The sequence below is a fragment of the Listeria ivanovii subsp. ivanovii genome (assembly GCF_900187025.1).
Lineage (GTDB): Bacteria > Bacillota > Bacilli > Lactobacillales > Listeriaceae > Listeria > Listeria ivanovii.
Genome location: NZ_LT906478.1, coordinates 971,362 through 984,222, shown reverse-complemented (window position 1 = coordinate 984,222; position 12,861 = coordinate 971,362). Strand labels below are relative to the sequence as shown.

The following is a 12,861-nucleotide window of genomic DNA, read 5'->3' as shown; positions in this document are numbered from 1 at the left end:
GGCTTTATTTTTAACCAGTAATGATTTTCTCTTTTGGTAAGCGAATCGCATTTTTCGGTTGATTTTTGTTTCTTAGACTAAGCATCGAATACATAATTCCCACTCGTCCAATAAACATTAAAATAATGATGATTAGTTTGCCTGGTGTTGATAAATCTGGTGTTAAACCAACCGACAAGCCACTGGTACCAAATGCTGAAAACACTTCATATATAACAGCACTAAGCGCGGCTGACTCCGTTTGCATTAAAATAACTATCGCTGAAATACAAAGAAAACCTGCAACAAGCGTTACCGCGAGTGACTTTCTCACATCTTCTTGATGCAATTCTCGGCCAAAAATATAGACATGCTTTCGTCCACGAACAACCGAATAAATGAATAAAAGTGTTATCGCAAAAGTGGTTGTTCGTATCCCACCACCAACAGAACTTGGCGAGGCTCCAATAAACATTAAGAAAGACACAAGTAAAAGTGTCGAGACGGAAAGCGCCCCACTGTCAATTGTTTGTAATCCTGCACTCCTTGAAGTTGCAGATAAAAACATCGAATTAAAGAAACCAAAATCCCAAGGCTTCCCACTAAAGAAATGGTTTGCTTCAAACATCCAAATGAACAAACCACCAATGATTAGGAGTACAAAGTAGGTCAGTGTTGTTACTTTTACAAATAAAGAAAAGCGAAATGGAATAAGTGTATTTTTTTCAAATAAAAACCTTCTCGTTTCCAGTAAAACCGGAAATCCAATCGCACCGGCAATAATTAATAAAATAGAAATAAATTGCACAAAGTAATCGTTCGCAAATGGCATCAAAGATTTTCCAGTAATGTCGACTCCTGCATTCGTGACAAGCGACACGGAGTTATAAAGTCCCTGGAACATCGCATCCCAAATGTTAGGATACAGCGGGATAAAATAAATCCCCAAAATAAGCGCACCAACTAACTCAATTCCAAAAATAAGGACTAAGATTTCGCGTAACATCCGGACCATCCCACTCATTGTAAATTGGTTCGTGTCTGTCATAATCAGTTGTCTTTGTTTTAAGCCAATTTTTCTTTTTAAAATTAAATAAAAGAATGTGCTGATCATCATAACACCAAGTCCACCAATTTGGAAAATCGCCATTAAGACCCATATTCCAGCTGTACTATACGTTTGACTGACATCCACTGTTGCAAGCCCAGTTACGCTAACCGAACTCGCCGCCGTGAAAAGTGTATCAATAAATGACACTTTTACTCCTTTTTGCAAAGTAAACGGCATGCTAAGAACAATCGTCGAAATAGTAACCGCAATAAAATAATACGCAATAATTACTTGTACTGGTGTCATACGTGCCAAAACAAGCTTAAATCTTCTACGTAATTTTACTTCTTGATTATATTCAAACTCTTTTGTTTTGTTTCTCTTTTTTTCTCGCAATGATATAACCACCCAAACCTATTATTATCATAACCGACCAGAATGTCAGCTTCCAAACTGCTGAATCTGGAAAATCTTCTGGAATAATGGCGACAGAAGGATGCGCTAGTGTTAAAACTGCCATTTTCACCCCGACCCAACCAACAATCAAAAATGCAGCTGTTTCAAGAGTAGGATAGCGTTCTAATAATTTGACTACTTGAGTTGCTGCAAAACGTATAACGACAAGCCCCGCAATTCCCCCAAGGAACATCACGATGAATTGTCCACCATTCATGCCACCAATATCAAAGTTTCCTAAATCAGGCAATGTCACAACTAGTGCTGCTGCAGCTAACATCGAATCAAGCGCAAACGCAATATCTGTCAGCTCTACACGTGCCACTACACCCCAAAAAGAAGTTGATTTTGCATTCGTAGCTTCTTTGACTTCTTCTTTTTTGCCTTTTTTCAGTCGCCACATATGTTTGATTGCTAAATATAACAAATAAATGGCACCAATTGCTTGGATTTCCCATATTTTCACTAAAAATGAAATTAAAAAAAGAGCAATAAATCGGAAAATAAAGGCGCCAACTAGCCCATAAAATAAGGCTTTTCTTTGCTTTTCATGTGGCAAACCTTTTACAATTACGGCCATAACCACGGCGTTATCAGCTGAAAGAACCCCTTCTAAAACTACTAATACAAGGAAAACTAAGGCATATTCTCCCCAAATAGAAATATCCATTTTTCATCCACCATCCTTCTACTCTATCATAAAAATACGTTTTCGGCATCTCGCTCTATGTAAAACCAGAAGTACAAATTTGCACTTCTGGTTTATTGTTATTTAATTAATTGACTCTGCTTTTTTCTTACTACGATAGGATACAAACCATCCCCACAAGATAATCAGAATCATTACTCCCCAGAAAATGATTTTCCAAAGTGTGGATTCAGGGAAACTATGCGGGATTACGCCAAGACTTGGATGAGCTAGTGTATAAATAACTAACTTCACGCCTACCCAACCAACAATTAAAAAGGCAGCTGTTTCAAGACTTGGATAACTTTTCAGTAATTTAACAAATTGTGTTGCTGCAAAACGAATAATAATCAATCCGACTAATCCGCCTAAGAACATAATCGCGAATTGTCCAGTATCGATACCACCGATGTGACCCCAACCAGTTTCTGGAAGTGTAATCGCAAGTGCCACAGCTGCAAGCATCGAATCAATCGCAAAAGCAATATCGGCAATTTCTACTTTTAAAACGGTCATCCAAAAACCAGAACCTGCTTTTTCTTTCTTTTCTTTTTCTCCATCTTTACCTTTTGCGTGCTTCCAAATATGGCTAATTGCAATATATAGTAAGTATGCGGCACCAAGCGCTTGAACTTGCCAAACGTTTGCCAAAAAGGAAATCAGGAATAGTGCACCAAAACGGAAGACAAAAGCTCCCATAAGGCCATAAAATAACGCTTTTTTCTGTTGCTTGTCTGGAAGGTGTTTGACCATAACTGCCATAACTACGGCATTGTCTGCTGCAAGAATTCCTTCAAGACCGATTAGGACAAGTAACACCCAACCGTATTCTAAAATCATTGCTGTATCCACTAATAAATTTCCTCCTTTATTCGATAAAAAATGTCAAAGATCTCCTGGTTTAAAGAAATAAAAAAGCGAGACCTGCCCATAAAGGCAAAGGTCTCGCTAACATTTAAAAACTAAATGTGATAAAACCGATGATATCTCTATCATGTAATGACGACTTTATCCTGATTAAAAAGCTAATCAGCGCTACTCCCCTCTGACATTTGTCAAAGAACGATATATGATTACCTAGAGAATAATACCATAATTTAGAAGCGCTCGTCAACTATATTTTCTCACAAACTTTTTAAACTGCTAAGTCTTTTGCTTTTGTACTACTAGCGATTTTTATATTGTAAATTGTGAAAAGCGTCACACCGATAATACAAGTGAGGATTTCCGTTGCAGTTAATGACCAAATAACGCCAACTAAGCCAAAATAATACTGACCTAACATAATCACCGGAATAAAAATAATTCCTTGCGAAACGGACATAATCGTCGCCGGAATCGCTTTTCCAATTGCTTGAAACGTACTCGTAAAGAGACCAGTAAATCCGCTAAATAAAGAGGATATCAACATTGCGACCATAATGTGTACACCGAGCATGATCACACTTGGGCTTTCACTAAATAAATGCATCACTTGGAAACGGAACAAGAACACCAAACTTGAAATAACCAAGACAATAAGACCGATACTTATTGCTGTAAAACGAATCGCTTTCTCAAACCTAGCAATATTTCCTGCACTATAATTGTAAGCTAATAGCGGAATTATCCCCATATAAAGCCCCATACAAATAAATTCAGGTAATTGTACGACGCGAAGTGCTACCCCAAAACCAGCCACAACCCCTTCTCCGTAACTAATCGAATAATAGTTTAAAATTAAGGTAGTTACAATTAAGAATAATGATAAAAGCAGTTCAGAAACACCAATTTTAAACACATTACTAATTGTCCCTTTAGTGACCCTAAACCATTTAAAATGGATGGATAAATAAGCACTTTTTTTCTCTAAGTACCAAGCATAATAAACAAGCGAGAAGGCACTAGCTAAACCAACCGAAACTGCAGCTCCAACCACATTAAAATCAAAATATAAAATCAACAGCGGATCAAAAATCAAATTAACGATGGTGCTAATAAACATTCCATTCATCGAAATTTTCGAGGCACCTTCCGCACGAACCACTTGCTCTAACGCAAAATTGGCAATAATAAACGGACTACAAATTAATAGTGCTAATGTATAATTTCTAGTGTGTAAAAAGCTTGCTGCATCTGCTCCCAGAAAGTGAGTTACTGGATTAATCATTAATCCTAATATGCTTGCACAAATTATCCCCAGCGCCAAACTACCATAGAGTACAAATGCGGAAACCTGTTTTGCCTGGCTATTTTCTTTTTTACCAAGTAAACGAGAAATATAAGTTCCCCCTCCTACACCAAACATATTTCCGATTGCCATTAAAATCGTAAACATCGGAAGTCCAAGTGTTACCGCTGTGAGCATGGATGTGTCGTGCAGCATCCCGATAAAAAAGGCATTAATTATATTATAGATAACACCTACCGACATCCCAAGCATCATCGGGATTGATAAATGTGCGATTGCTTTTGGAATGCTCGCTTTTGTTAAATAAAATTCATCTGTTTGTTTCATGTTATTTCCTCCTGTTAAAATAGTTAGAATTCTAACTATATAGTTAAATTTTTTAATCTGTATTATCGTCAATTTTACTAAGTAATTCGATTAGCGTTTTATATTCCTCGGGTGATAAAAATTTTTTTGCTTTATCATCTTCACGTGGAAAGAATGCATTAAATTCATCTACAATCTGCTTCCCTTCTTTTGTTAATGTCACAACTTTTTCTCGGCCGTCACGAAGACTCGGTTTGCGTGTGATTAACTCCTTTTTTTCCAACCCTTGAATCAAACTAGTAATGCTCGCACCTCGTGTTTGGAAGATTTTTTGAAGATCTTTTTGAATAATTTCATTCGCGCCGTTATCATTTAAAAATCCAAGTACTCTAGCCTGTTGTGCTGTTAATCCAAATTGAGCCACTTTGGCATCCATTTTGCGCTTTGATTTAATCATTATCGAGCGAATAATCGTATCCATTGTTTTCTCTCTTCTCATACATCTGCCTCCTCATTAATTAGAATTCTAACTAATTATAGCGCGATTATTAAAATTGTCAAGAAAAAAACCTATTTGCTAAAAAACAAATAGGCTGCGATTTTTATAGTAAAGAAGTTAATTCAATATCTGGATTTTTATCATTAAACCAATTGATTGCAAACTCATTCTCAAATAAGAATAGCGGCTGGTCGAAGCGATCTTTCACGAGCATACTTCTAGCAGTGGAAAGTTTTTCATCCGCATCCTCTTCTTTTACCCAACGAGCGATTTTCTTCCCGATTGGCTCCATCCGAATTTCCGAATTATACTCCCCGCGCATCCGATGTTCGAATACTTCAAATTGCAACTGACCGACAGCTCCAATGATGTATTCTTCCGTACGCCAAGTTTTAAACAATTGTATGGCACCTTCTTGAACAAGTTGTTCTACGCCTTTATGGAAATGCTTTTGTTTCATCACATTTTTCGCATAAACACGCATAAACAATTCTGGTGTAAATTGTGGTAGTTTTTCAAATTCTAATTTTTTGCTACCATTAGTAATCGTATCACCAATTTGATAATTCCCAGTATCATACAAGCCAATAATATCACCAGCAACTGCCCGATTAACGGTTTCCCGATCATCTGCCATAAACTGTGTCGAATTAGCTAACTTAATACTTTTTCCAGTTCGAGTCAACGTCACATTCATTCCACGCTCAAATTCCCCAGAACAAATCCGAATAAAAGCGATTCGATCACGATGAGATGGATTCATATTTGCTTGGATTTTGAAGATAAAACCAGAAAACTTTGGATTATCTGCTTCAATAATACCTTCATTCGATTCATGACTTGATGGAGATGGAGCAAAATCAACAAAAGTCCGTAAGAATGTCTCTACTCCGAAATTAGTAAGCGCACTTCCAAAAAATACTGGCGTTTGCTCTCCTGAAATAATTCGTTCGCGGCTAAAATCGTTACCTGCTTCATCTAATAGCATAATCTCTTCCAACGCTTGATCATAATAAAGTGATTTCTGAATAGCGTGCGGTTCTTTCAAATCGCCGTCTTCACCAAGAGGCAAGAAACGTTCCTCTTCTTCTGAACGATATTGCTCAATCACCCGATGATAGCGGTCATAAAGGCCAGCAAGCTCTTTCCCCATACCGATTGGCCAGTTCATTGGATAAGATTCAATTCCAAGAACTTCTTCTAACTCTGCAAGTAATTCAAGTGGCATTTTTCCTTGACGGTCCATTTTATTAATAAACGTAAAAATAGGAATTCCACGCATCCGACAAACTTTGAATAGTTTTAACGTTTGTGCTTCAATACCTTTTGCGGCATCAATGACCATTACTGCACTATCCACGGCCATTAAAGTCCGGTACGTATCTTCACTGAAGTCAGAGTGCCCTGGTGTGTCTAAAATATTAATTCTCGAACCATTATAATCAAATTGCATCACAGAACTCGTCACCGAAATTCCACGTTGCTTTTCTATTTCCATCCAATCACTTGTCGCAAACTTGCCAGATTTCTTTCCCTTTACCGTCCCAGCTGAACGAATAACGCCACCAAACAGTAATAGTTGCTCTGTAATAGTCGTTTTCCCAGCATCCGGGTGAGAAATAATCGCAAACGTTTTGCGTGAAGCAACTTCTTTTTGCAAATCTTGACTCATTGTTATTTTCCTCCTAGATTCATTCACATTTCATAAGTATAGCATAACTAGGAGTATTTCGGCGTTTTTTTATCCAAAAATTATTTTGTTTGTCGTTTCATTAGAATCACGGATAATATACCAAAAATGAGTGCAAACCCTACTAAAATAAGCAAACTTATCGCCATTGTTACATTATTATCCCCCCAATAAATCGTCACACCAATCATTTCTTTCGTCGTTTTAAGTGCTTCCGTATTACTTGAAAAAACTTGTTGTAATGGCTCTTTCGTCATAATTTCACGAATAGCGGATGCCCCGTATGTAAACGGAAAGCATTTCATCATTGTTTGCACGGTGTCTGGAAGCGAACCAATCGGTAAATATATCCCCGCAATAAAACCGATAACTGTTCCAACAATGGTGGAAACAGAACTAAATGCACTCGCTTTTTTTACCAAACTAGTGACAAAAAACATGATACTACTACAACAAATTACATTAATTAACATAATACTAATTAAACTCAGCCAACTTTCAGGTGGTAAAATTGCTCCCCCCCGTCAACCAAATATACATTTCTCCAACGAATAAAGTCACTAACGAAAGCAAAAAAGAAGCAATCAGTCCACTAGCAATATAACTTAAAACAATTCGCCATCTTGATGCAGGAGAAATCGCAAAACTTCGAGCGATACTTAATTCTTCATCGTGAACCTTCAACGAAAACACAGCTAATGATACAGTCACAGGCGTAATCGATAAAATCCCAGCAATTACCCAAGTATTAACTAATTCTGCAATCCCTGTTGTTTTCTCGGATGCTTCTTTAAACATTTGTTCCATATTATTTCCTAAAAAAATCGCATATAAGCCAATAATAATTAAAATCGTAAGTAATGACATAAAAACAGAAGTTCTATCACGAAAATATAGTTTTAAATTCCGACTAATCATTGGATTCCTCCTTTATCATTGAGATAAAAGCATCATCCAAGTTCCCTTTAATTACCTCAAAAGAGCTGTATAATCCAGCAGTACGATTTAATAGATCCAAAATTCCGACTCCTTTATCCGTCATATCTACTCGCATATTTCCTTTCGCTAGTTGAAATGGTAAATCGGCTTTTTCAATTATCGGCTCAAGTTCCTGCACATTTGCCTCATAAAAGAAAATTTTATCCATAGAAAAGCGACTTCTAATATCAGCTGGCGTGCCTTGTGCAATGATTTTCCCTTTGTTAATAACAGCCAATTGGTCGGCATCTCTCGCTTCTTCTAAATAATGGGTCGTCAAGAAAACCGTCATCCCCAATTGCTCCCGTAAATAATCAATGATCTTCCAAACACTCACCCTAGTTTTCGGATCAAGACCAGTTGTCGGCTCATCCAACAGTAAAATTTCCGGATCATGCATAATCGCCCTAGCAATTTCCGCCCGACGTTTTTGTCCACCAGATAATTTCTCAAAGCGACGGTCTAGTATATCATCAATCTCCATAATAGAAGAAACCAGTTTAAGGCGTTCAGTAATTTCTGCTTTAGTCTTCCCATATAAGCTTGCCCGATTGTACAAATTTTCTTTGACAGTCAATAAGTCATCCAAAACATTATTCTGAAAGACAACACCTAATTTTTGCCGAAAAGCCGTTCTAGTTTTAAACATTAATTTTTCATCATCAATAAAAATCTCTCCAGATGTCGGTTCACTTTCTGTACAAATCATACTAATCGTCGTTGATTTTCCAGCACCATTTTCACCGAGAAAAGCAAATAATTCTCCTTTTTCGACTTCTAAATTAATTCCTTTAACCGCTGCCACTTTTCCATAGTTTTTAACTACATTGACTAGTTTTATCATTTTGTCTCCTTTTCTCGCATTTCTGCTAGTTTTTGATTGATTTCATTACTTACTTTCCTATCTTGCATATGAAAAAAAAGATACATGAGGAAAAATGTGATGCCTACAAATACGAAAATGCTTAGAAAACCTGTGATTGAATCATACCAATTAAGCATCCAACCAATTCCTAAAATAGCTATTTCAATAAAAAAGAAATGAATGATTATCCGAAAAGTAAAAGCTCGTTTCCCCCCTATTGATTGATTAAAAAGTATCTGTTGAAAAATAATCACAACTAAACTAAATATTAGTATAGCAATAATGTCTCGAATGGAGAGATCTTCTCCATGACCAGAAGATATATATGAAAAGGTTGTAGTTAAAATGGAAGCTGTGAAAATGACGCTAAAGGTTTGAATGTAGTCAATTAGTTTATCCCTCATTTATTTCCTCCTCCAATCTGCAATTTTTGTTTTAAAACTTTAGCATATTGTCTAGAAATAATGACTTTTTCATTGTTCCACAGGCGAGCTTCAAACCTACCATTAAATCCAGGAGCAACTTTTTCAATCCATTTAATATTTAAAATCATTGACTTGGAACATCTAAAAAAAGAGCTCTCGTTAAATCGTTCCTCTAATTCATACAATTTCCAATTAGTTTCATAAACCTCTTTTTCTGTGTAAACAAAAATTTTATTTTCGACAGCTTCAAAATACAAAATAACTTTTGGTTCGAGTAAATAGGTTTCCGCGTCTTTTTTTACAGAGATTTTTTCTTCTAAATTTAAAATAATATTCGTTACTTTATCGACATCATTTGGGTGGCAATATAGCTCAACTTCACCAACCACAGCACTACTATCTTGCTTCACTCGAAATCTCATTTAGCCACCGCCCTCTCTATTTCATTATAAATAGTCCAAGTAAAACTACAAGCTTATTTTGGTAACTTGCATTTTATCCTCGTTAAGATGCAAAAAAACTCGGTATAGTGTGACTACCGAGTTTTTACTATTTATTATTTTACACTTGCAACCAGTGCCTCAACTTTATCCTCAAAATCTTCTGGTTTCATTTTTGAAGGGAAACGTTCAACCACATCCCCGTTTTCATCAATTAAAAATTTAGCAAAATTCCATTCCACTTTCTTTCCACCAGTTTGTTCTGTTAAATATTGGTAGAGTGGAGTAGCATCCTTCCCTTTTACTTTTATTTTTGAAAACATTTGGAAGGTTACACCATAATTCATTTGGCAAAATTCCAAAATAGCTTCATCGCTGCCAGGGTCTTGACGCAAAAATTGATTACAGGGAAAACCAAGGATCTCAAAATGTTCGCCACCAAGTTTTTTGTACATCGCTTCGAGTCCTTCTAGCTGCGGTGTTAAACCACATTTACTAGCAGTGTTGACAATTAATAGCACTTTTCCTTTATAATCTTTAAGCGAAATATCTTTGCCATTCATCGCTTTTTCAGAAAAATCGTGAACATTCATGATTAATTCCTCCTATTTTAATATATTCGAGAATAAATATGCGTAGACTAACTTTTCTGTATGATAAAGCGAATCACGATGTGTGCGTTCGCATGCGTGACTTGCATCAACTCCAGGACCAATTAAGCCATGAATAATATCATTTCCAGCATTTATAGCCGCACTTGCATCAGAAGCATAATACGGATATATATCCAACTTATAATCAATATTATTCGTTTTAGCAAGTTCTACTAAGTGTTTTCTTAGACCTAAGTGATACGGACCACTACCATCTTTTGCACAAATGGATACGGTATATTCGTCTGACGTTTGACCGTCTCCAAGCGCTCCCATATCTACCGCCAAATATTCCACTGTTTCTTCTGGAATATTAGAGTTTCCGCCATAACCGATTTCTTCATTATTAGATATTAAAAAATGGGTTGTATGTGGTAATTCTAAATTATTATCATTAATAAAGTGAATTAGTTGTAATAAAATGGCGACACTCGCTTTGTCGTCTAAATGGCGAGATTTAATATATTCATCGTTAATAATTTGTGTGCGCGGATCAAAAGAAACAAAATCACCTACTTCTATTCCAAGTGCACGAACACTATTCGAATCCAAAGCACGCGCGTCTAAGCGAACTTCCATGTTCTTATCATTACGCTCCGCTGTTCCTGCATCTTTATAAACATGAACAGAAGTTTGATGCATCAAAATCGTTCCGCTGAAGAACTCTCCATTACTTGTTTCAATCGTACAATATTCACCTTCAATAGCATTAAAACGGTACCCGCCAATTAAACTTAAAAGGAGTCTACCATCCGCTTTGATTTCTTTCACCATTGCACCAAGCGTATCAACATGAGCGGTTAACATTCGATGTTTTGTAGTGTCTTTACCTGGAAGGGTGACGATCAAACCACCCTTATTATTTAATTTATACGTAATGTTAGATGTATCTAACTCGCTTGCTATCATTTCGATAATTTTTCCTGTATTTCCAGTTGGGCTTGGGATAGCTGTTAATTGTTTGATTTTTTGCATTGTTTTATTTGTATTTGGTTCGTAACTCAAAAAAACTCCTCCTTTTAGTTCACTTTTATCTATTATATTATAGCGCTTATCTGTTTGAAGTGCATTTCTTAGGATTAAGTTTTTTTCCAATTTACTTCTTTTCTATGCTATAATTCGGTAGACGAAAAGGGAGGGAATTTTTTGGAACAAACAAAAGTGAAAGCCGTTACCATCGCCGTATTTGTAGCCACATTTATGGCAGCTATTGAAGGTACCATCGTGAGCACCGCGATGCCAACGATTGTAAGTCAGTTGGACGGCATAGAGTTAATGAACTGGATTTTTTCTGTTTATTTGCTAACATCGGCAGTGACGGTTCCGATTTACGGAAAACTGTCTGATTTATATGGACGAAAAAATATTTTTGTGATTGCGACAATTATTTTTATCATTGGTTCATCGCTTTGTGGATTTGCACAAAATATGGAACAATTAATTATTTTTCGCGCAATTCAAGGTATTGGTGCAGGAGGGATCTTGCCTTCAACAATGACGATTATTGCGGACGTATATCCATTTGAAAAACGAGCCAAAGTACTTGGATTCATGGGTTCTGCTTGGGGTATAGCAGGTGTATTCGGACCACTAGTTGGTGGCTTTTTAGTTGATCAACTCTCTTGGCACTGGATATTCTTTATCAATGTACCTATTGGACTTTTGACTATCGTACTCGTTTTACTATACTTACGTGAAAGTGTCGAGCATGTGAAACTACCGATTGATTATCTCGGAGCTTCACTATTTACGGTGGCGTTACTCGGATTATTATTTGCCTTACAGCGAGCTGGTGAATCACTCAACTGGACAGAACCGCTCGTTATCATCTTGTTTGTTGTTTCTATTTTATTATTTATTGCTTTTTATTTTGTCGAAAAGCGGGCCAAAGATCCGATTATGCCATTTGTTTTATTTAAGAATCCAGTCGTTTTAATTGGTAACTTAATCGGGTTCTTAATTAGTGCCTTCTTGATTGGAATTAATGTTTATATTCCGATGTGGGCACAAGGAATGCTTGGACATGGCGCAACCATTGCTGGCTTTATGCTTGCACCACTATCAGTTACCTGGATTATAGGTTCTTTCATCGGTGGAAAACTATTAATGACACTTGGAAATCGCCACACTGTAGGTATTGGTGTATTGATTACCGCTATGAGTGGACTGATACTCGCCCTATTCCCGGCTACAACTAATGATATCTTCTTCTATTTAAATAGCGCATTTATGGGATTTGGCTTTGGAATTATTTTTACAACAACAACGGTTACTGTGCAAGATGCAGTTCCAAGATTTCAAACTGGGATTGCCACTGCATCGAATACACTTTTTAGAACAGTTGGACAAACGATCGGTGTAGCAGTATTCGGAACAATTTTTAATTCTGTACTGACAAGCCAATTCCGCGAAACTGCTGGTAGTGAAGTGAATCGTAGCAATTTAAACCAACTAATTAGCCCACAAACTTCTGGTAATGTTAGTGCTGACATAATTGGACCACTTCGAGACATTTTATATAATGGACTTCATATGGTTTTCTGGGTAATGTTCGCTTGTTGTATTGTTAGTTATATTTTACATTTCATCTTACCAAAAAAACATATATCTGGTGAAAATTAAAAGCAGGGTTGGCTCATCATTTTGAGTCAACCCTGTTTC

12 protein-coding genes, 1 pseudogene and 1 riboswitch are annotated in these 12,861 nt (G+C 36.6%); of the genes and pseudogenes, 1 reads left to right on the top strand and 12 read right to left on the bottom strand.

Features of this window, described 5'->3' with window-relative positions:
• Positions 1–10: 10 nt before the first annotated feature.
• The 12 genes and pseudogenes from CKV67_RS04820 to CKV67_RS04765 all read right to left on the bottom strand — a co-directional run bounded on the left by CKV67_RS04820 (position 11) and on the right by CKV67_RS04765 (position 11,205).
• On the bottom strand, positions 11–1,345 hold the full coding sequence (locus CKV67_RS04820) for a TrkH family potassium uptake protein (protein ID WP_014092418.1): 1,335 nt from the start codon (positions 1,343–1,345) through the stop codon (positions 11–13).
• A 43-nt stretch (positions 1,346–1,388) separates the two neighbouring features.
• Positions 1,389–2,156, bottom strand: coding sequence for a TerC family protein (locus tag CKV67_RS04815; protein ID WP_014092417.1), 768 nt, complete (start codon positions 2,154–2,156; stop codon positions 1,389–1,391).
• Between the two features lie 102 nt (positions 2,157–2,258).
• Entirely contained in the window at positions 2,259–3,026 is a 768-nt protein-coding gene (locus tag CKV67_RS04810; RefSeq protein ID WP_014092416.1) for a TerC family protein, read from the bottom strand.
• 98 nt (positions 3,027–3,124) lie between these two features.
• A riboswitch (yybP-ykoY riboswitch) is annotated at positions 3,125–3,230 on the bottom strand.
• A 79-nt stretch (positions 3,231–3,309) separates the two neighbouring features.
• Entirely contained in the window at positions 3,310–4,671 is a 1,362-nt protein-coding gene (locus tag CKV67_RS04805) for an MATE family efflux transporter (protein ID WP_025279848.1), read from the bottom strand.
• A gap of 52 nt (positions 4,672–4,723) precedes the next feature.
• The gene (locus CKV67_RS04800) at positions 4,724–5,149 is read right to left on the bottom strand and encodes a MarR family winged helix-turn-helix transcriptional regulator (RefSeq protein ID WP_014092414.1); all 426 of its coding nucleotides are present in this window, start codon (positions 5,147–5,149) and stop codon (positions 4,724–4,726) included.
• Positions 5,150–5,252: 103 nt separating this feature from the next.
• Positions 5,253–6,821 carry a peptide chain release factor 3 gene (locus CKV67_RS04795; RefSeq protein ID WP_014092413.1) on the bottom strand — a complete coding sequence of 523 codons (1,569 nt, stop codon included), beginning with the start codon at positions 6,819–6,821 and terminating at the stop codon, positions 5,253–5,255.
• Between the two features lie 80 nt (positions 6,822–6,901).
• A pseudogene (locus tag CKV67_RS04790) lies at positions 6,902–7,757 on the bottom strand (ABC transporter permease).
• Entirely contained in the window at positions 7,750–8,661 is a 912-nt protein-coding gene (locus CKV67_RS04785) for an ABC transporter ATP-binding protein (protein ID WP_014092411.1), read from the bottom strand. Before CKV67_RS04785 ends, CKV67_RS04790 begins: the two are co-directional and overlap by 8 nt.
• Positions 8,658–9,086 carry a DUF3021 family protein gene (locus tag CKV67_RS04780; protein ID WP_014092410.1) on the bottom strand — a complete coding sequence of 143 codons (429 nt, stop codon included), beginning with the start codon at positions 9,084–9,086 and terminating at the stop codon, positions 8,658–8,660. The genes CKV67_RS04785 and CKV67_RS04780 overlap by 4 nt, the downstream gene beginning before the upstream one ends.
• The gene (locus CKV67_RS04775) at positions 9,083–9,529 is read right to left on the bottom strand and encodes a LytTR family DNA-binding domain-containing protein (RefSeq protein ID WP_014092409.1); all 447 of its coding nucleotides are present in this window, start codon (positions 9,527–9,529) and stop codon (positions 9,083–9,085) included. The genes CKV67_RS04780 and CKV67_RS04775 overlap by 4 nt, the downstream gene beginning before the upstream one ends.
• 134 nt (positions 9,530–9,663) lie before the next feature.
• Entirely contained in the window at positions 9,664–10,140 is a 477-nt protein-coding gene (locus tag CKV67_RS04770) for a glutathione peroxidase (RefSeq protein ID WP_014092408.1), read from the bottom strand.
• Positions 10,141–10,152: 12 nt separating this feature from the next.
• On the bottom strand, positions 10,153–11,205 hold the full coding sequence (locus CKV67_RS04765; RefSeq protein WP_025279847.1) for a M42 family metallopeptidase: 1,053 nt from the start codon (positions 11,203–11,205) through the stop codon (positions 10,153–10,155).
• A gap of 141 nt (positions 11,206–11,346) precedes the next feature.
• Between CKV67_RS04765 and CKV67_RS04760 the strand changes: the two genes are divergently transcribed.
• Positions 11,347–12,822 carry an LM6179_1298 family efflux MFS transporter gene (locus CKV67_RS04760; RefSeq protein ID WP_025279846.1) on the top strand — a complete coding sequence of 492 codons (1,476 nt, stop codon included), beginning with the start codon at positions 11,347–11,349 and terminating at the stop codon, positions 12,820–12,822.
• Positions 12,823–12,861 lie beyond the last annotated feature (39 nt).